The organism is Natronomonas gomsonensis (assembly GCF_013391635.1).
Lineage (GTDB): Archaea > Halobacteriota > Halobacteria > Halobacteriales > Haloarculaceae > Natronomonas > Natronomonas gomsonensis_A.
Genome location: NZ_JACAWU010000001.1, coordinates 1,117,559 through 1,136,297, shown reverse-complemented (window position 1 = coordinate 1,136,297; position 18,739 = coordinate 1,117,559). Strand labels below are relative to the sequence as shown.

Below are 18,739 nucleotides of genomic sequence, written 5' to 3'. Positions count from 1 at the left end.
AAGCAAGATTTACCCCGTGGTGACCGATACGGGGGAGTGATGACGAATCTGCTTGCCGACATCGAACAGCGCGCCGCGGAGATGCCCGACGCCACCGCAATCGGCTTCCGGGGGCAGGAACTCAGTTACGGCGAGTTCTGGTCACAGACCGGTCGGTTCGCCAAAGCCCTCGCGGATTCGGGTGTCGAACCCGGCGACCGCGTCGGCGTCTATCTCCCAAACCTCCCGCAGTACGTGATCGCCTTCCACGGGATTCTCCGAGCCGGCGGCATCGTCGTCCCGATGAATCCCCAGTACAAGTCCCGCGAAATCAGCCACCTACTGGGCGACAGCGGCGCGACGGCCGTCGTCGCGCTAGCCGACCTCGTCCCGCAGGTCCAGGAGGTACAGGACGACACCGACGTTCACACCATCGTCAGCGTCGGCGGCGACACCGAAGGCGCCGTCGAGTTCGATGACTTCCTCGCCGAGGAGGAACTCGACGTCGTCGACCGCGACGACGACGACGTGGCGTGTCAACCGTACACCTCCGGGACGACCGGCACTCCGAAGGGCGTCCTTCTGACCCACCGGAACCTCGCCTTCGAGGCCCGCGCCTCCCCGAAGATTCACGACGGCATCTACGACGACGACAAGATGCTCGGCGTCCTCCCGCTGTTCCACATCTACGGGATGACGGTGACGATGCTGGCGACGCTGTACGAGGGCGGCAGCTACTGGCCGATGGCCGAGTGGGACGCCGAGGCCGCGCTCGAACTCGTCGAGTCGGAGGGCATCACGCTGTTCCACGGCGTGCCCGCGATGTACAACGACCTCGTGAACCACCCGAAGGCGGCCGAGTACGACCTCGGTTCGGTCCGGTTCGCCAACGCCGGCGGCTCCAGCCTCCCGCTCGAGGTCATGCGACAGTTCGAGGAGACGTTCGAACCCGACCTCATGGAGGGGTACGGCCTCACCGAGACGGCGCCGGTCACCCACGCCAACCGACCCGACGACCGCCGTCCCGGCTCAATCGGCAAGCCGCTACCGGGCGTCGAATCGAAAGTCGTCGACCACGACTTCGAGGAGGTCGACCCCGTCCCCGAGGGCCCCGTCGACGACGAGACGGCACTCGACGACGTGGTCGGCGAAATCGTCGTCTCCGGCCCGAACGTGATGAAGGAGTACTACAACCGCCCGGGGGCGAACGAGGAGGCGTTCACCTACGACGACGACGGCACGCGCTGGTTCCACACCGGCGACCTCGGCTACTACGACGAGGACGGCTTCTTCTTCATCGTCGACCGCGAGAAGCACATGATAGTCACGGGCGGGTACAACGTCTACCCCCGCGAAGTCGAGGAGTTGCTGTTCGAACACCCCGATATCGCCGATGCGGCCGTCGTCGGCGTCCCCGACGAGCGCCGCGGCGAGACGGTCACCGCCTTCGTCGTCAAGCGACCGGACGCCGAGGTGACCGCAGAGGAAATCAAGGAATACGCCCTCGACAACCTCGCGGCGTACAAACACCCACGGGAGGTCAACTTCGTCGACGAACTCCCGCGGACGACGACCGGGAAGGTCCAGAAGTTCGAGTTGGAGGACTTCGAGTAAGCAGTTCAGTCCCCCTCCGGACGGTACAGTCGCGCTTCGAGACACGCGATGACCTCCTCGCGGACATCTTCGAGCCACGCGTCGTCGTCGGAGGTCGTGGTTCGGACGAGCGCGCCGGCCAGGACAGTCTGTAGCGTCGCGGCGACGGCCTCTGGGTCGACATCGCGGAACGCTCCGGCTTCAATGCCGGCCTCGACGAGTTCGGTCAGACGGGCCTGAAACAGGCGGTCGCTTCGGGTGAAGTACTCCCGATACCGGTCGTCGTGGGCCGCCTGCGCCCGGAGTTCGACGAGCGCGCGCATGAACCGGAACTGTTCGTCGGGCAGTTCGCTTACGAGAAACACCGACAGCGGCTCTTCGAGTCTGACCCGCGGGTCCTCGGATTCCGCCTCGACGAACGTCTCGTCGTAGCGCTCTAAGACGTACTCCAGACACGCCAACAGCAGTTCGTCCTTCCCGTCGTAGTGGTGATACACCAGCGACGTGCTCTTCTCGAAGTGGTCGCCGATTTTCTCGATAGTCAGGTCGCTGTAGCCGTGTCGACACAGCGCCTCGTAGGCCGCGGCCAGAATCTCCTCGCGCGTCGTCGAGGCGTCCTCGAAGAACTCCATCACTGCAACCCCGTAGCGGCCGCCCCGACAAGTATCGAGTGGCCGTCGGGGGAGCGGCCGACGGTCGTCGCCGACGGGCGAGGCGAACCGGATTGATTGAACATTCAATCAAAACGGCTATTGTCCCGGCGCATAACCGTGCCGGTAATGCCAGCGAGTGCCGTCCGCCCCCGCCGACGCCCCTCCACGTGTCGCGCCGCCGACGAATCGACCGCCGACAGAGGTCCGAACCGTGGTTCGTAAGTCCCTGATGGCGGTGGCCGTCGCCGCCCTGTTCGTCTGTCTGACCGTTTCGGCCGGCGCAGTCGTCGGCCAACAGACCCAGCGCGATTTCACGCGCGGCGAACCGGATATCTCCGCGTACGCGCCCGACGCCGAGGTCACGCCGGGCAGCGACACGCGAATCGAGGTCCAACTCCAGAACAGCGGCGACCTCGACACCGGGCCCCGAAGCGAGGAAGTGCTCACCGCGAGGGCGGTCTCCGTCGCGGCCGACGGTGAGGGCCCCCTCGACGTGCGGACCGGGCGAACCGCGGTCGGCTCTATCCCGGATGGCTCCCTCACGTCGACGCCGTTTCGAGTCGTCGTTCCCGAAGGGACCGAACCCGGCACCTACGAGTTGGACGTGAAGGTGCGGTACTCCTACGTCCGACAGACCTCCTCGATGTCCGACCCGCAGCGACGGACCGAGACGGAGCGTCAGACCGTCGACGTACGGGTCGTCTCCGAACCGCGGTTCGCCATCACGGACGTCGACACCGACGTCCAGCCCGGTACTTCCGGCGACGCGGACGTCACCATCGAAAACGTCGGCTCCGAGCGGGCCAACGCGACGCGGGTGACCCTCCGCGGAAGCGGCGGCGTGACGCTCGGCACCGGCGAAGCCCGCTCGTTCGTCGGCGACCTCGCACCGGAGGAGTCCGCCACCGTGACCGTCGATGCGGCCGTCGCCGAGGGCGTCGCGACCGGCGCCAAGCCCATCGAGGCGACCGTCGAGTACACGAACACCGACGGCGCCGAGGCCCAATCCGACCCGGTCGTCGGCCACCTCGAACCCCTCTCCGAGCAGTCCTTCGACATCGAGGGGCTCGAAGACACGCTGTCGGTCGGCTACGCCGGCAACATCACCGGGACGCTCCGCAACGAGGGGCCCCGTCCGGTCTCCGACGGCGTGTTGGTCATCGAACCGGCGAGCGACTCGCTGTTCGTCGAGGAAGGCCGGTACGCCCTGCCGGAACTCGAGAGCGGCGAGGCGACCGAGTTCGCCTTCCCGACCGAGGTGAGCGGGCAGGCGTTGGCCGGCCCGAGACAGGTCCGGTTCAGCGTCGAGTACGCGAACGAGGGCGAGTCGACGGTCACCGCCGGGCCCCTCTCCGAGCGGGTCGTCGTCGACGAACGCCGCGGGGAGTTCTCGGTCACGGCCGAGAACGCCACCGTCGAGTCGGGTGGGTCGAGTGACCTCGTCGTCACGATAACGAACGAGCGCCCGGAGACGCTCTCGAACATCGACGCGCGACTGTACGCCGACAGTCCGCTGTCGACGTCGAGCGACGAGGCGTTCATCTCCGAGTTGGAACCCGGCGAGTCCGGCGAGTTGCGGTTCTCGCTTTCGGCAACGGGCGGTGCGATGGCGAAGACCTACCCCGTCGAATTCGACTTCCAGTACGACAATCGCCGCGGTGAGAGCACGCTCTCCGACACCTACCAGCAGGCGGTCACCGTCGAGGAACCCGAAACGACCGACGAGGGACCGCCCGTCGTCCCCATCGCCATCGGCGTCGTGGCCGTCGTCGCCGTCGTCGGCGCGGGACTCTGGTGGCGGCGCCGGAACTGACCGATGGTCGACGGCCCGGAGACCCACGACACGGACCGCATCGACCCGCTGAGCAGTCGCATCACCACCATCGTCTCCGAGCGACCGCTGCGGGTCGTTCTCGCCTTCGTCGTCCTGACGGGCGTTTTCGCCGCCGGATTGGGCGGGGGCGGCGAACAGCAGGCCGGTACCGACCAGTTCACCGAGAACCTCGAAGAGGCCGAAGCCCTCGAAGACATGCAGGAGAACTTCGACGGCGGAGCGCGAGCCTCCGGCGGCAGCAACGCCAACGTGTTCATCGAGGACGACCGCAACGTCCTCTCGAAGTCGAGTCTGCTGCGGATGTTGGAGACCCAACAGCGACTCGAGAACCACGACCGACTGCGGGTCACCTCGACGATGAGTCCGGCCTCGAACATCGCCCGACAGCTCGACCCCGAGGCCTCGACGCCCGAGGAGTTGCACCGTGCGGTCGAACGCGCCTCACAACGACAGCTAGACGGCGCCATCCGGTCGGCCGCCGACGCGAACTCGCTTGGGCCGGTGAGTACGGACTTCTCGTCGGGTTCGGCGTCGGCGTCGGTCGCACAAATTCTCGTCACCTACGACACGCCGCCGATGGCCGACGACGGCGACAACGCGCGTCTCCAGCAGCGAACCATCGACGTCGTCGACGGCGTCGAGGGGTACGACCACGGCGAGAACGCCATCGTCTTCGGCAACGCCATCATCAACGAGGAGGTCACCCAACTGCTGAACGACACGGCCATCGTCGTCTTCCCAGCGGCGATACTGCTCATCACGTTCTTCCTCGTCGTCGCCTACCGGGACCCGGTCGACCTGCTTCTCGGTCTCGTCGCGCTCGTGATGACGCTCGTCTGGACGTTCGGATTCATGGGATATGCCGGCATCCCGTTCTCGGACTCGCTGGTCACCGTCTTCCCGCTGCTGTTGGCGGTCGGCATCGACTTCGGCATCCACATCATCAACCGGTATCGCGAGGAACGCGGCCGCGGCACCGGCATCCGCGAGTCGATGGGCATCACGACGACGCAGTTGTCGGCGGCGTTTCTCATCGTCACCGGAACGACGGTCATCGGCTTCGCGGCGAACCTCACCAGTTCGCTGGGTCAGCTACGGGACTTCGGCATCGTCGCCTCCGTCGGGATGGTGTTCACCTTCGCCATCTTCGGCGTGTTCCTCCCCGCGGCGAAGGTCGGCCTCGACGGGTTTCGCGAGGGGACTCGGTTCCCGGAGTTCGGCAGTAGCCCACTCGGACGGGAGGGGTCGATACTCGGAGCCATCCTGCCGGCCGGCGTGACCGCCGCTCGAATCGCCCCGGCGGTCGTCCTGGTCGCCGCGCTCGTCCTCGGTGGGGTCGGCGGTGCCTACGGCACCGGCGTCGACACCGAGTTCTCACAGGAGGCGTTCTTCCCCGACGAGGACCGAATCGAGCAGTACCAGGCCCTCCCCGAACCGTTCGCGCCGTCGCAGTACACGTTCATGACCGTCCTCGAGTACCTCGAAGAGGACTTCGAGCAGGGGTTCATCGGCAGCGTCACGATATACGTCGAGGACAGGGCCGTCCGCTCGGACGTTGCACTGGAGGACATCGACCGGGCGGTGACCGACCCGCCGGATGCGTTCGTCCAGTCCGACCGCCGCGCCGACGCGACGAGCATCCTCGGCGTCGTCGACTCCCGTGCCGAGGCCGACCCCGAGTTCGCCGCGCTGGTCGAACAGCACGACACGGACGGCGACGGGGTCCCCGACCGGGACATCGACCGCGTGTACGCGGAGCTGCTCGATTCGCCGGCCGGCGACCAGGCGCGGAACTCCATCACCGAGGACCGAAGCGCCACCCGCATCGTCTATCAGGTCGACGTCGACGCCGACCAGACCGAGGCGACGGTGGCCGCCCAACAGGTCGCCGAGGAGATGCGGATGGACGCCGTTCCGACCGGGCAGTTAGTCGTCAATCAGGTCGTCATCGACCGAATCACCGAGTCCGCGCTCCGGAGTCTCATCGTCGCCTTCCTGCTCACCGCCGTCTTTCTGATGCTGTTCTACCGGTGGCTGGAGGGGCGGGCCGTCTACGGCCTCATCAATCTCGTTCCGGTGTTGGTGACCGTCGGGTTGCTCGCAGGGTCGATGCGGTACTTCGACGTCCCGTTGACGCCGTTCAACGCCCCCATCCTGTCGGTGTCCATCGGGTTGGGCGTCGACTACACCGTCCACTTCATGCACCGCTTCGTCGACGAGTTCGAGAACGGCCGGGACATCCACGCCGCCCTGCGAACCACCGCACAGGGGACCGGCGGCGCGCTCACCGGGAGCATGCTGACGACGGTGTGTGGCCTCGGCGTGCTGTATCTCGCGCTCATCCCGCTCATCGCCGAATTCGGCCTGCTGTTGGCGCTAGGCGTGTTCTACGCGTACCTGGCGTCGCTTCTGGTGTTGCCGTCGACCATCGTCGTCTGGCACGCCGTCGAGACGCGGGTCGTTCCGCGCCTGCGCGATGCCACTGCGTAATCAATCGGTTGGAAATCAGTCCGCCGGGGTTTCCGGCCGGTACTCCCGACTGACAGCCTTCCACTTACCCGTCGCAAAGCGGTAGTAGTTCAGCGCCGCCGGCACCGTCGTCTCGGCGAGGAAAGCGAGATACAGCCCGTAGATGCCCAGCGACGTGGTGGCGCCGAGGTAGACGAGCGGAATCGAACAGCCGAACATCCCCAGCGCCTGACTGAAGAAGGCCCAGCGGGTGTCGCCGGCCGCATCGAGCGGGCCGGCGGCGCCCCCGGAGACTCCCTGCATGACGACGGCGACACAGGCCACTCTGACGAGGTCGACGGCGATGGGGACGGCGGGGGCGTTCGGGTCGTCGACGAACAGCGTGACGATGGGTTCGGTGGCGACGAAGACGACGGCGGCGAAGACGATGTAGACGGCCACCGAGTAGCGGATGATTTCACGGCCGTAGGCCTCGGCGGTCTCTTCGGCGCCGGTGCCGAGTTCCTGGCCGACGAGACTGGAGGATGCGAGCCCGAAGCCCCAGCCGGGCGTGTTCATCAGTCCCCAGATGCGCCGGGCGATGACGAACGCCGACACCACGTCCTGGCCGAAGATGTCGAGGATGGCGAACATCGGGAACTCGGCGACGGTCCAGACGAGGTTCCGGCCCATCACCGGCAGACCGATGGACACCAAATCGGCGACCGTCGAGGGGTCGACGTAGGTTCCGACGGGGTCGACGGTAACCGGGAACGTCCCGGCACCGGGGAAGCGCCCTGCCGTCAGCCCGATAGCGAAGGCGGCGGTGACGCCGAGGTTCGAGAGGACGGTCCCGACTGCGGCGCCGACGACGCCCCACCCGAGGCCGAAGATGAGGGCGGCGTTGATGACGACGTTGGCGATGGCACCACCACCACGGAGCACCATCGCGGTGTAGGCGTCGTCGGAGCCGACGAGGACGCGACTGCCGACCAGATTGAGGCCGGCGAAGGGGACGCCCAACGCGACGACCCGGAGGTACTCGCCGCCGAGGCGGACGGTCTCGGCGTCGCTGCTGAGCAGGCCGATGAGTTCCGTCGAGTACGTCCAGAAGACGGCGACGACGGGCAGCGAGATAGCGACGACGAGGAAGACGCTGGAGCGTACCGCGAGTCCGAGTTCCTCGTAGGCGTCGGCGCCGAACCGTTGGCTGACCAGCGCGATGGTGCCGCCGGCGACGCCACCACCGATGGAGAACGCCAGCCCCCAGAACGGCCCGGCGATACCGACGCCGGCGATGGCACCGCCGCCGACGGCGACGCCGACCATCGCCACGTCGACGGCGTTCTTCGACATCCGCGCCAGTCCCGTGACGATGCGCGGCCACGCGAGGTCGGCCGTCCGGCGTGCACGCTCCTCGCCGATGAGGCCGAGGCGGGCCAACAGCAACCCGACGGCCAGTATCGCCAATCGGAAGGGGTTCGGAACGCGGGACAACGTGTTTGTACTGACTGGTCAGTCAGCCAAATGTCTTCGGAATCGACTCCGGACTACCATCGGATATCACGAGGCACGTCAGGTGTCGTCGGTGCCGAGGAAGGCTTCGAGCGTCCGTTCGCGGTCGCCCTCCCGTGAGAGGACCGTAATCACGTCGCCGGACTGGATGGTCGTCTCGCCGTGGGGCGTCAGCACGTCGTCGTCGCGTTCGATGGCGATGACGAGGGCTTCCTCGTCGAGGAGGCCGCGTTCGACGGCGTCGGCCAACGTGTGACCCGTGATGGGCGCGTCCGCTCTGACGGTTACCTCGGCGACCTTCGCGCCACCGGCGAGGCTGATGAAGTCCGTCGAAGGATGGGATTCGGCCGCGTCGGTCGGCCCGAAGGGGCAGTAGGGGTCGAACGTCTCGTTTTGGACGAGGTCCTCCTCGTCGATTTCGATACCGAGCGTCGACAGCGCACGGGAGATACGACGCAGGTCGTCGGTGTCCTCGCCGACGGCCAGTACGTGGAGGTTCCGGCGTCCGGTCATCAGTTCTCGGACGTTGATGACGCCGGGAATCGTTCGCGCCTCTTGGGCCAACACCTCCCGGTCGGAGACCGGAACGTTGCACATGTACAGGTTCGTCAGCCGACCGTCTGCCCGCTCGAAGTCGACCTGTGCGGTGTACCCCTCGATGATGCCGTGCTCTTCGAGCCGGTTGATACGGTTTCTGACCGTCCCCGGCGAGACGTTCACAGCCTCGGCTATCGTCGGTGCCGAGGTGTTCCGTGCATCGCCCATCAGCGCGTGGATGATGTGACGGTCGATTTCGTCCAGCCGATACTCCATACCGACCCCTTACTCGGATACTACTTTATACCGCTGTTCGACGGATTGTGATACACGTAATATACAATCATTATATTGAGGAAGGCGCAATTGATGGGCGTATTTTTACTGATTGGTTATTTATTACGGCACACTTATATAATGAGCAGCCATCGAGTCGGGTATGAAATGTAGACCGACCGCGCGCTCGGGGTGGCGCTCCGTCGTCGTCCACCACTGTCACCAGCGATGAGGCTATTCGAGTACGTCCTGATACCGGTCGCGACCGAGGACGACGCCGAGACCCCGGTCGTCTCGCTTCCGAACCCTTCCGTCTGAATACATGTCCGCCTCACCCACAATCGACCGACACCGAACAGTACAGCCCAATCAACACCTTGAGGGCGGTTCACCGTCGCTCGCGGACGGTTCGAACGGAGGTATCGCCCAGTGAGCGACGACGAACTCGCCAAAGACCTCGGGCTGATTTCGGCGATGACCATCGGCATCGGGACGATGATCGGTGCCGGCATCTTCGTTCTGCCCGGCGTCGCCGCCAACGAGGCCGGCCCGGTCGTCGTCGTCTCCTTCGTCGTCGGCGGCCTCATCGCGATGATAAACGCCTTCTCGGTGTCGGAACTCGGCACCGCGATGCCGAAAGCCGGCGGCGGCTACTACTACATCAACAAGGCACTCGGGCCGATGTTCGGCTCTATCGCCGGGATGGGCGACTGGATGGGGCTGGCCTTCGCCTCTGCGTTCTACTGTATCGGGTTCGGACAGTACCTCATCGAGTTCGTCGGCCTCCCCGGATTCCTCTTCTTGAACCAGATTCAGGTCGGCGCACTCCTCGCCGGCCTCGTCTTCGTCGGCGTCAACTACATCGGCGCCAAGGAGACCGGCGGCGTCCAGACCGTCATCGTCTTCATCCTGCTTTCGATTCTCACCGTCTTCGCCATCGCCGGGTTCACCACCTTCGATTACGGGACGCTCGTCGGGACCGGTGGAATCGCGCCGACCGAAGCCGGGTACGGCGCTATCCTCCCCGCGACGGCGCTCGTGTTCGTCTCCTTCCTCGGCTATGCGAAAATCGCGACCGTCGCCGAGGAACTGAAGAACCCCGGTCGGAACCTTCCCATCGCCATCATCGGCAGCGTCGCCATCGTCACGGTCATCTACGCGATTCTCGTAACCGTGATGCTCGGCGTCGTGCCGTGGTCGGAGTTGAGCCAGGATGCACCGGTCGCACAGGTCGCCGAGATAGCCTTCCCGACATCAATCACTCTCGGCCCGCTCGGTCAAGTCGGCGGTATCGCCACCGTCGCCGCGGCGGTGATGACCCTCGGTGCACTGTTGGCGACCGCCTCCTCGGCGAACGCCTCCATTCTCGCGTCGGCGCGCATCAACTTCGCGATGGGCCGGGACAGAATCGTCACCGACTGGCTCAACGAGATTCACCCGAACTACGCGACGCCGTATCGCTCTATCGTCGTCACGGGTGGACTCATCATCGTCTTCATCGCCGCACTCGGACAGGAAATCGAGGTGCTCGCGAAGGCCGCGAGCGTCCTCCACCTCATCGTGTACGCGCTGTTGAACGCGGCGCTCATCGTCTTCCGAGAGGCCGACGTCCCCGAGTACGATCCCGATTTCACGGTTCCGTTGTATCCCATTACTCCGATTCTCGGTGGCGTCCTCTCGCTCGGCCTCGTGGCGTTCATGGACGGCATCGAAATCGCGCTGTCGGCCGGGTTCGTCATCGCCGCTCTGGCCTGGTACTTCGTCTACGCCCGCAACGAGACGACACAGCAGGGTGCGCTCTCGGAGTACATTCGAAACCGCGGGTCGGAGTTCCCCGACCCCGTCGTCGATGCGGCCGACGCGGTCGCTCCGGAGACGGAGGGACCGACGATTATGGTCCCGCTGTCGAATCCGCGGACCGAACACGCCTTGGTGACGCTGGCGGCAGCGCTGGCCCGACACAAGGGTGGTCGAGTGCTCGCGACACACGTCGTGACGGTTCCCGACCAGACGGCCCTCGACGTAGCAGCGGAGAACCGCGAGCAAATCGACGCGGCCTCCGACGACCTGCTGACGGCCGCGAAATCCGACGCCGAAGCGTTCGATGTCCCCATCGAGACCCGGACCGTCCTCTCCCACCGGGGCCTCGCGGAGGTGTTCGACCTAGCCCGGTCGAACGCCGCCGACACCGTCGTGATGGGCTACGGCGGCACCCAGTTCGCCGGCGGACGTGCCGAGGGGGTCGTCGACGAACTCGCCCACGACCTCCCGTGTGACTTCCTCGTCTTCGACGGGGAGGAACTCGACACCACGGACGTGCTCGTCCCCACCGCCGGTGGCTACTCCTCGGAGCTGTCGGCGGAGGTCGCCGTCGCGCTCCGGGAGACGGTCGATGCGGACGTGTCGCTGTTGTACGTCGCCGAGGAGGGTGAGGAAGACGCCGGCCGAACGTTCCTGACGGAGTGGGCCGACGACCACGACCTCTCCGGAGCGGCGATTCACGTCGAGACTGGCGACGTTCAGGACGCTATCGGACGAATCGGTGCCGAACACAGTCTCGTCGTCATCGGTGCGACCGAGCGCGGACTGCTGTCGCGTATCGTCCGTGGCTCGCTGGCGTTCGACGTGCTCGAACGGCTGGACACGCCAGTTCTGCTCGCCGAACGCCCGTCCTCGCGGTCGCTTCGGGAACGGCTGTTCGGGCGCCGGTGACCTACCGGTCCGAAAAGCGGTCGGTCAGTCCCGAGAGTCGTTCCTCGACGGCGCCGATTTCACCGCGGCGGCGACGGTACTCCATCGTCAGGCGGTAGGCGGCGACGTAGGCGATGACGGTGAAAATTACTGCGAGGATGACGTTGCCCGTCACCAGTCGGACGACCACCTCGGGGGCCGCCGACAGCGACACCTCCTCGACGGTCATCGACTCGACGGGGCCGAGCAGTTTCGAGCCGAGCCAGAAACTCGATCCGTAGACGCCCCACTTCGCGACGGGGTTGAGGACGAGCACGGAGGCGAACAGTGCGATGCGGGAGACGTTTGCGAAGAGGTACGCGATGATGAAGAACATGAGGACGCCGGTTCCGAGCGTCGGCAGGGCCGTGATGAACACGCCGATGGCGAAACTGTAGGCGACCTGATTGGGGGTGTGTTCCTCCGTAAGCGCGTCGTGGAGTTCCTCGCGGACGCGCTGGACGTATCCCTGCAGTCGTCGCCGCAATCCTCCCATTGCCATCTCCTTTCGGCTATATCGAAAAGAAGCTATCGACTACTTCGACCCTCGCGACCGCCGTCAGCCCTGCTCGATGTCGAGCCGCAGGTGGTAGTTCTCGCCGTCGCGGCGGGCGTCGACCGCGACCGGTTCGGTCCGCCCATCGAGGTCGACGCCGGCGTGGGATTCGAGGCGCTCGCCGACCGCACGGAGGCCCTCCGAGGGCCCCGTCTCGTCGGGTTGCGGCGTCCACGCGACGCAGCGTTCGACGTACTCGCCGTCGACGGCGGCCTCGAGCACCGCGTTCGCGGCCGTCGACAGCCCCTCCGTGTCGAGGACGAGTGGCTCCGCGACGGTATCGACCGGCGACAGCGACAGCCGGACCGTCGCCCCCGAACAGCTCCGGCTGGGGGCGTCCAGACAGCCCGCGACGCCGAGTGCCGTCCCGAGCGCCGCCGCTTCGAGGAGCCGTCGGCGGGTCGGTGCCATGTCCGAAGTCGTGGGGTCGACTCGAAGTGCCTTGCGGTCGAGAGGACCAACACCTATGCACTCGGGGGTCGGACCGGCGGGTATGGACGCAGTGTACACCTTCGTCGGTGGCGGTGACCCGGCGACGACCGTCTTCGTCGCTCGACTGTTGGCCTACGGCGCTATCGGAATCGCGGCCGCGATACTACTCGGGTACCTCGTTACGTACGTGAAAGACGTACTCGCCGAGGGGTTCGACTACGAATGGGGGTATCTCGCGGTCGGCATCGGCGCCGCCGTCGTCTACGGCGTCTCCGGTATCGCCGCCGAACTGACCGACCTCCCGTGGCTCGATGCCTTCACCGAAGGCGCGGTGCTGTTTTTCATCCTCTTCGTCGCGTTGGGCATCCGCGCGATGTACCTCGCCGAGCGGACGGCGGACGGAGCGTCGCGACTGCTCCCGACGTGGGTCGACCTCCTCGTCGTCGGCGTCTTCGTCGTCGCGTGGTGGGCCGGCTTCCTCCTCGAAGGCGAGTGGACGCGCCCGGTCGTCGCCGTCGGCTGGGTCGGTGCGTCGGTCTGGGCGGTTCTGTACGCCGTCCAGACCGTCCGCCGATACGAGGGCACGACGCTGTCGGCGCTGACCCGACACCTGCTTCCGAGCATCGTCTGTGTCGTCGCCATCGTGATGACTGACCTCCTCGCCAGCGTCGCGCCGCTGGATGCGGGCGCCGTCGACGCACTGTGGCTGGTCGGCACCGTCCTCGTCGCGGCGTTCCTCTTCGACACCGCGGTCACCATCCGTCAACAGGAAGGCGAGGTCGAGCGGATGTACGACCGGACGACGTGGCGCCAACAGTCCGTCGAATAACACGCTCCTGCCCCCCGCACTACCGGAGCCGAAGGCACTTTTCGGGTCGGACCCCAACGAGCCGTATGACCAACCAGACGCGTCGCCGATTCCTCGCGGGCGCCGCCGGCGTGGCCGCGGGGCTGGCGGGCTGTTCGAGCGGCCGACGAGCGCCGCCGGACTCGGTCACCCCTTCGGGAGCCGAACCGGACCGCGACTCGCCGTACACCGTCGTCTACGACGCCACCATCGAATCCGTCGCCTTCGTCGGGACCGCCGGCGGTGGCGGCGGCTCAGGCTTCGTCTACGACGACTACGTCGTCACGAACCAACACGTCGTCGGCGACGCAGACCGAGTCGACGTTCGCTTCGAACGCGGCGAGTGGCGTGAGGCCGGCGTCACCGCAACCGACGTGTACGCCGACCTCGCCGTCCTGTCGACGGACATCCCCGACTACGCGCGGCCGCTGTCGCTCGTCGACAGCGTGCCGCCGGTCGGCACGGAGGTGCTCGCGTTGGGCAGTCCCTTCGGCCTCGAATCCTCCGTCTCGACGGGCATCATCAGCGGCAAGAACCGCTCGCTTTCGAGCCCTTCGGGCTTCTCGATTCCGAACACCGTCCAGACCGACGCCGGCCTCGACCCCGGCAACAGCGGCGGTCCGCTGGTCACGATGGACAACGAGGTCACCGGCATCGCCGTCGCCGGCGCGGGCACGAGCGTCGGCTTCGCGGTGTCGCCGCTGCTCGCCCGCCGCGTTCTGCCCGAATTGATAGAGACGGGGACGTACAGTCACCCGTTCCTCGGCATCTCGCTGTTGCCCGTCACGCCCGCCATCGCCGAAGCCAACGACCTTCCAGAGGCCCGCGGCATCTACGTCGTCGAGGTACTCGACTCCGGACCCACAGACCAGACGCTCCGCGGTGCCGACGGCGAGACGACCGTCGACGGCCGAACCGTCCCGACCGGCGGGGACACGCTCGTCGAACTCGCCGGCAACGTAATCGACTCCAACGCCGACCTCGGGACGACGCTGGCACTGGAGTTGTCGCCGGGCGACCGCGTCGACGCGACCGTCGTCCGCGACGGCGAAGCGACCGAGATTCGCGTTCCTATCGGCTCTCGACCGCCGCCGGAGCAGTAAGCCTCGTCGGCGGTACACCGATAGGCCTGGCGACCGAGTAACCGATATGGACCGACAGCAGACGCAGTTCGAAAGCGCCGGCAAGCGCTGTAGTGCCGAGTTGTACCTGCCCGACGCCGAGAACCCGCCGGTCGTCGTGATGAGCCACGGCTTCGGCGCCGAGCGGTCGTTTCGGTTGCCAGCCTTCGCCGAACGGTTCGCCGAACACGGCCTCGCCACCTTCCTCTTCGATTACCGCGGGTTCGGCGACTCGGAGGGGACCGAGCAACTCGTCGACCCGTTCCGGCATCGCGCCGACTGGCTCGCCGCGGTCGACCACGTCCGCGACCTCGAATCGGTCGAGGGCGACCGCGTTGCACTGTGGGGGTCGTCGTTCAGCGGCGGTCACGTCATCGAGACGGCCGCCCGTCGTGAGGTCGACGCCGTCGCCGCACAGGTGCCGTTCGTCGACGGCCTCGCGACGCTTCTCCACCTCACGCGGAACTCGGGAATCGGCTACCCGCTCGAAGCGACGAAACACGGCCTCAAAGACGCCGTTCGGGGACTGTTCCGCCGGACCCCACACACCGTCCCCATCGTCGGCGACACCGACGAGTTCGCGATGCTGAACACCCCCGGCGCGAAGGCGGGGTATCTCGACATCGTCCCGGAGGACACCGACTGGGAGAACGCCTGCCCGGCGCGAATCGCGCTTCAGGTGCCGATGTACCGGCCGATTTCGCGAGCCAGCGAGGTCGACTGTCCCGTCCTCCTCACCATCGCCCGGGAGGACAACATCGTCCCGCCGGCGGCCGCCGAGCGGTTGGCCGACCGCCTCGACCACGTCGAAGTGCTGCGCCTCGACTGCGGGCACTTCGGCCCCTACGACGGCCGTCCCTTCGAGCGTGCCGTCGAGACGCAGGGTGGCTTCCTCGACCGCCATCTCTCGTAGACGGGTCGGTCGACGCACCCGGACAGCACCGGGCGTATCGGCAACTGAGTCGAAAGGTGCCATCAAGTACCATACGCGCCTCTACTCCCGTACTGGCTGGAAAGCCAGCGTGCCCCAAGGGTGCCCCCACCCACCCAAGACGGGGGCCGGCCTGCCCGGCCGACCCCCGTCTTCCCACCTTGGTTTTACGCCGCCAGCCGCGCTCACGCCTGCTCGGCCGCCATCGCCGCGATGTCGTCGGCAGTTCCGGTCGTTCCGGTGGCGACGTAGTAACTCGCACAGCAGTTGCCGAGCGCCACCGCGGGGCCGATATCTCCGCCGACGGCCAACCCGTGGGCGAGGCCGGCGCTGAAGCGGTCGCCGCCACCGGTTTGGCGGAGGGGACCGTTCGGGTCGAAGTTCTCGACGACGGCGTCGTCCGCTCGGGTCGCGGCCGCGGCGGCATCCGCTTCGTGTCTGACCACCGCGAACACCCCCGCGTCGTCTCGAACCGCCCGAACGTCGTCCGCGACAGCGAGAGCGTCGGCAATCGCCGTCAGTTCCCGACCGTTGACGCTGACGGCCACGTCGACGGCGTCGTCGAGCGTCGTGAGCGCCGCGAAACAATCGCGTATCTCGGCGGCCGGTGCGGTCGTCACATCGCCGGGGTCGAAGACGAGTGTCCGGCCCTCGAGGCGGTCGGCGAGTGCGGTCAGCGAGTCCGTCATCCCGTCGACGGAGGCCCAGTTCCCACAGACGTAGGCGTCGGCGTCGGGGACGGTCTCGAAGTCCTCGTGGGTCCAGTCGGCAACGTCGTCGCTAACCTCGGCGTAGGTGAGGTCGCCGTCGGAGAACTCGTGGATGGAGACGGCCGAGGGGTCACCGAACGAGTGTGTTTCGAACGGGAAGGCGAATCGGTCGTCGTCGAGACAGCCGTCGAGTCGCACGTCGTCGCCGAGGGCGTGGGCCTGCTGGGCGGCGTTGACGGCCTGTCCACCGGCCTCGATGGCGAGTGTGTCGATGTGAAACCCCTGTGGGCGACCCTCGACGATGGCCTCGCGGAAGGCTGCCGTCGAGAGCCGCTGGCCGTCTTTCGCACGAACTCGCTGGAAGGTGTCGACGCTCCCGTCGGGGAACGCCGCCACACGGACGGTGGGTTCGACCAGCGAAGGTACGGCGTCGTACATGGCGTGTGACTCGGGGGCGCCGTTGAAAGGCCTCCCGGGTTTATGTATATCGGCCTGATAGCACAGCACATGCACGTGCTCGTTCCCACGGACGGTTCCGACCCGGCGGAGGCGGCACTCGACCACGCCTTCGAGCGGTTCGCCGACGACGACATCACTGCGCTGTACGTCATGGACCCGGTGGAGGGCGCCACCGCGTGGGGACCGGCGACGGGCGAAGACTGGCTCGGCTCCGCCGAGAAGCGCGCCGAAACCGTCCTCGGGGAGGCCGTCGAACGCGGGGAAGAGTTGGGCGTCGAAATCGAAACCGACTCCGTCGTCGGCCGTCCCTCGCGGGCGATTATCGACTACGCCGAGGACGCCTCCGTCGACCAGATAGTCATCGGCAGCCACGGTCGGGACGGCATCACACGGGTTCTGTTGGGGAGCGTCGCCGAGACGGTCATCCGTCGGTCGCCTGTCCCCGTCACCGTCGTCCGCGACCGCGAGTGATTGCCGAACTGCTCGGCGATTACCTCATCGTCTACGCCTACGTCATCGGTCGAGCGCACACTGGCATCGTCTGAGCGTTTATATACTGAACCGACTCATGTCGGGGCATGGGAATCTTCGCCAATCTCAAAACCGGCCTGACGCTGTCGCTCGACAGCCTCACTGTCCTCCGCGAGCACCCGAAACTGCTCGCGTTTCCGGTGATAAGCGGCGTCGCGACGACCGTCTTCTTCGTGTTCCTGTATTTCGGCGTGTTCGTCGCCGGCTTCCTCGGCGGCGGCATCGCCGAGTACGTCGCGCTGTTCGTACTGTACTTCGTGACGACGTTCACCGCCTCGCTTTTTACCGCCGCACTCGTCCACGCCGTCAACGACACGTTCCACGAGCGCGAGCCCTCGGTCCGTCGGTCGGTCGGCGCCGCCTGGCGAATGAAGGGAACCATCGCCGTGTGGTCGGCCATCGCCGCCGTCGTGAGCCTCCTCATCCGACAGTTAGAGGAGTCGAACAACCCCCTCTCCGGTATTGCCGCGTCGCTGTTCTCGCTCGGGTGGACGATTACGACGTTCTTCATCATCCCGGTCATCGTCTTCGAGGACGTCGACGTGAAGTCGATGTTCTCCCGCAGTGCGGAGACGTTCGCCGACACGTGGGGTGAGACCCTCGGTGCCGGACTCGGATTGGGACTCATCCAACTGCTTTTGGCCGTCGTTGCCGTCCTCGTCGCCGTCGTCTTCGGTGGTGTCATCGCCACCGTCTCTCCCGGTGCCGGCTTGCTCACGGGCGCCTTCGTCGTCGTCTTCGGACTGCTCGTGGCGTATCTCGTCGGCCAGACCATCCGCGGCATCGCCAAGACGGCGCTGTATCTCTACGCCCGAGAGGGAACCGTCCCCGAGGAGTTCACCGACTTCGACTTCGAAACGCTCGGCGGCCGGGCCGAACACAGGGCGACGCCGAACGGCGAACGCGTCGAGAGGTAGGCCGGTCGCGGATTTATCACCCCGGTCGCCGTATCGCTCCGCATGTACGACGACATTCTGCTCGCCGCCGACGGCAGCGAGGACTCACAGGCTGCGACCGAACACGCGTTGACACTGGCGTCCGGAACCGGTGCGACGGTCCACGCCGTCTCGGTCGTCGAGACCCGAACCGCCTACGACAATGCCATCGTCGACCCCGAGGAGGTGAGAGAGAACCTCCGTTCGGACGCCCGCGAGGCGCTCGAGGCGGTCGAACGGGCCGCCGAGGAAGCCGGCATCGACTGCGAGACGACCATCGAGGAGGGACCGCCACCGGAGCGCATACTGGAGGCCATCGCCCGAACCGGCGCCGACGTGGTCGTCCTCGGGGCGACAGGACGGTCGGCGTTCAAACGGCTCGTGTTGGGGAGTACGACCGAGCGACTGCTCTCGGAGGCGCCGGTGCCGGTCGTCGTCGTCAGCGATTGAGCGGGCGACACACGGCGACGGCGAAGCGCCCGGCCATCCCGGACCGAAACCGATAAAACCGACACACGCCCACGTCCAATCGAGCCGAGGTAGCCTAGCCCGGCCAAGGCGGTTGCTTCGAGAGCAACTGTCCGTCAGGACACGTGAGTTCAAATCTCACCCTCGGCGCTTCTCGTCGTTTTCAGTTCACGAGCAGCGGGTG

16 protein-coding genes and 1 tRNA gene are annotated in these 18,739 nt (G+C 66.6%); 11 read left to right on the top strand and 6 right to left on the bottom strand.

Annotation, left to right across the window (positions count from 1 at the left end; all coding sequences use genetic code 11):
• Positions 1 to 39 precede the first annotated feature (39 nt).
• Entirely contained in the window at positions 40 to 1,593 is a 1,554-nt protein-coding gene (locus HWX69_RS05970; RefSeq protein WP_178916171.1) for a class I adenylate-forming enzyme family protein, read from the top strand.
• A 5-nt stretch (positions 1,594 to 1,598) separates the two neighbouring features.
• Here HWX69_RS05970 and HWX69_RS05965 read toward each other — a convergent pair whose 3' ends face one another.
• Entirely contained in the window at positions 1,599 to 2,312 is a 714-nt protein-coding gene (locus HWX69_RS05965; protein WP_218644673.1) for a TetR/AcrR family transcriptional regulator, read from the bottom strand.
• Positions 2,313 to 2,454: 142 nt separating this feature from the next.
• On the opposite strand from HWX69_RS05965, the gene HWX69_RS05960 reads away from it, so the two are divergent.
• Positions 2,455 to 4,038, top strand: coding sequence for a COG1361 S-layer family protein (locus HWX69_RS05960; RefSeq protein ID WP_178916170.1), 1,584 nt, complete (start codon positions 2,455 to 2,457; stop codon positions 4,036 to 4,038).
• A 3-nt stretch (positions 4,039 to 4,041) separates the two neighbouring features.
• Positions 4,042 to 6,549: an efflux RND transporter permease subunit gene (locus HWX69_RS05955; protein WP_178916169.1), complete on the top strand. Its 2,508-nt coding sequence runs from the start codon at positions 4,042 to 4,044 to the stop codon at positions 6,547 to 6,549.
• 15 nt (positions 6,550 to 6,564) lie between these two features.
• Here the strand turns inward: HWX69_RS05955 and HWX69_RS05950 are convergent, their stop codons facing one another.
• Together HWX69_RS05950 and HWX69_RS05945 are read right to left on the bottom strand one after the other, a co-directional pair.
• Positions 6,565 to 8,004, bottom strand: a complete 1,440-nt coding sequence (locus HWX69_RS05950; RefSeq protein ID WP_178916168.1) for an MATE family efflux transporter — start codon at positions 8,002 to 8,004, stop codon at positions 6,565 to 6,567.
• A 78-nt stretch (positions 8,005 to 8,082) separates the two neighbouring features.
• The gene (locus tag HWX69_RS05945; protein ID WP_178916167.1) at positions 8,083 to 8,835 is read right to left on the bottom strand and encodes an Lrp/AsnC family transcriptional regulator; all 753 of its coding nucleotides are present in this window, start codon (positions 8,833 to 8,835) and stop codon (positions 8,083 to 8,085) included.
• Positions 8,836 to 9,264: 429 nt separating this feature from the next.
• On the opposite strand from HWX69_RS05945, the gene HWX69_RS05940 reads away from it, so the two are divergent.
• Positions 9,265 to 11,547, top strand: coding sequence for an amino acid permease (locus HWX69_RS05940; RefSeq protein WP_178916166.1), 2,283 nt, complete (start codon positions 9,265 to 9,267; stop codon positions 11,545 to 11,547).
• 1 nt (position 11,548) lies between these two features.
• Here the strand turns inward: HWX69_RS05940 and HWX69_RS05935 are convergent, their stop codons facing one another.
• Positions 11,549 to 12,061, bottom strand: coding sequence for a DUF2062 domain-containing protein (locus HWX69_RS05935; RefSeq protein ID WP_178916165.1), 513 nt, complete (start codon positions 12,059 to 12,061; stop codon positions 11,549 to 11,551).
• A 63-nt stretch (positions 12,062 to 12,124) separates the two neighbouring features.
• The gene (locus tag HWX69_RS05930) at positions 12,125 to 12,532 is read right to left on the bottom strand and encodes a hypothetical protein (protein WP_178916164.1); all 408 of its coding nucleotides are present in this window, start codon (positions 12,530 to 12,532) and stop codon (positions 12,125 to 12,127) included.
• Positions 12,533 to 12,614: 82 nt separating this feature from the next.
• On the opposite strand from HWX69_RS05930, the gene HWX69_RS05925 reads away from it, so the two are divergent.
• The 3 genes from HWX69_RS05925 (at position 12,615) to HWX69_RS05915 (ending at position 15,434) form a co-directional block, all read left to right on the top strand.
• Positions 12,615 to 13,382, top strand: a complete 768-nt coding sequence (locus tag HWX69_RS05925; protein ID WP_156708571.1) for a hypothetical protein — start codon at positions 12,615 to 12,617, stop codon at positions 13,380 to 13,382.
• Positions 13,383 to 13,447: 65 nt separating this feature from the next.
• Complete coding sequence (locus tag HWX69_RS05920; RefSeq protein ID WP_178916162.1) at positions 13,448 to 14,503, top strand: S1C family serine protease; 1,056 nt, start codon at positions 13,448 to 13,450, stop codon at positions 14,501 to 14,503.
• Positions 14,504 to 14,549: 46 nt separating this feature from the next.
• Complete coding sequence (locus HWX69_RS05915) at positions 14,550 to 15,434, top strand: alpha/beta hydrolase (RefSeq protein ID WP_178916161.1); 885 nt, start codon at positions 14,550 to 14,552, stop codon at positions 15,432 to 15,434.
• Between the two features lie 203 nt (positions 15,435 to 15,637).
• Here the strand turns inward: HWX69_RS05915 and HWX69_RS05910 are convergent, their stop codons facing one another.
• Positions 15,638 to 16,600, bottom strand: a complete 963-nt coding sequence (locus tag HWX69_RS05910) for a carbohydrate kinase family protein (protein ID WP_178916160.1) — start codon at positions 16,598 to 16,600, stop codon at positions 15,638 to 15,640.
• Positions 16,601 to 16,669: 69 nt separating this feature from the next.
• On the opposite strand from HWX69_RS05910, the gene HWX69_RS05905 reads away from it, so the two are divergent.
• From HWX69_RS05905 to HWX69_RS05890, 4 genes are all read left to right on the top strand, one after another.
• Positions 16,670 to 17,092 (top strand): universal stress protein, encoded by a 423-nt coding sequence (locus HWX69_RS05905; protein ID WP_178916159.1) that lies wholly within the window; start codon positions 16,670 to 16,672, stop codon positions 17,090 to 17,092.
• Between the two features lie 107 nt (positions 17,093 to 17,199).
• Positions 17,200 to 18,069, top strand: coding sequence for a DUF6159 family protein (locus tag HWX69_RS05900; protein ID WP_178916158.1), 870 nt, complete (start codon positions 17,200 to 17,202; stop codon positions 18,067 to 18,069).
• A gap of 42 nt (positions 18,070 to 18,111) precedes the next feature.
• Positions 18,112 to 18,537 carry a universal stress protein gene (locus HWX69_RS05895; RefSeq protein WP_178916157.1) on the top strand — a complete coding sequence of 142 codons (426 nt, stop codon included), beginning with the start codon at positions 18,112 to 18,114 and terminating at the stop codon, positions 18,535 to 18,537.
• A gap of 83 nt (positions 18,538 to 18,620) precedes the next feature.
• A tRNA-Ser gene (locus tag HWX69_RS05890) sits at positions 18,621 to 18,705 on the top strand.
• Positions 18,706 to 18,739: the final 34 nt, after the last annotated feature.

Bases quoted from the DNA above. Each gene is read 5' to 3' on its own strand.
- HWX69_RS05970 (WP_178916171.1), top strand. From the start codon at position 40: ATGACGAATCTGCTTGCCGACATCGAACAGCGCGCCGCGGAGATGCCC.
- HWX69_RS05960 (WP_178916170.1), top strand. From the start codon at position 2,455: ATGGCGGTGGCCGTCGCCGCCCTGTTCGTCTGTCTGACCGTTTCGGCC.
- HWX69_RS05955 (WP_178916169.1), top strand. From the start codon at position 4,042: ATGGTCGACGGCCCGGAGACCCACGACACGGACCGCATCGACCCGCTG.
- HWX69_RS05945 (WP_178916167.1), bottom strand. From the start codon at position 8,835: ATGGAGTATCGGCTGGACGAAATCGACCGTCACATCATCCACGCGCTG.
- HWX69_RS05935 (WP_178916165.1), bottom strand. From the start codon at position 12,061: ATGGGAGGATTGCGGCGACGACTGCAGGGATACGTCCAGCGCGTCCGC.
- HWX69_RS05930 (WP_178916164.1), bottom strand. From the start codon at position 12,532: ATGGCACCGACCCGCCGACGGCTCCTCGAAGCGGCGGCGCTCGGGACG.
- HWX69_RS05925 (WP_156708571.1), top strand. From the start codon at position 12,615: ATGGACGCAGTGTACACCTTCGTCGGTGGCGGTGACCCGGCGACGACC.
- HWX69_RS05920 (WP_178916162.1), top strand. From the start codon at position 13,448: ATGACCAACCAGACGCGTCGCCGATTCCTCGCGGGCGCCGCCGGCGTG.
- HWX69_RS05915 (WP_178916161.1), top strand. From the start codon at position 14,550: ATGGACCGACAGCAGACGCAGTTCGAAAGCGCCGGCAAGCGCTGTAGT.
- HWX69_RS05910 (WP_178916160.1), bottom strand. From the start codon at position 16,600: ATGTACGACGCCGTACCTTCGCTGGTCGAACCCACCGTCCGTGTGGCG.
- HWX69_RS05905 (WP_178916159.1), top strand. From the start codon at position 16,670: ATGCACGTGCTCGTTCCCACGGACGGTTCCGACCCGGCGGAGGCGGCA.
- HWX69_RS05900 (WP_178916158.1), top strand. From the start codon at position 17,200: ATGGGAATCTTCGCCAATCTCAAAACCGGCCTGACGCTGTCGCTCGAC.
- HWX69_RS05895 (WP_178916157.1), top strand. From the start codon at position 18,112: ATGTACGACGACATTCTGCTCGCCGCCGACGGCAGCGAGGACTCACAG.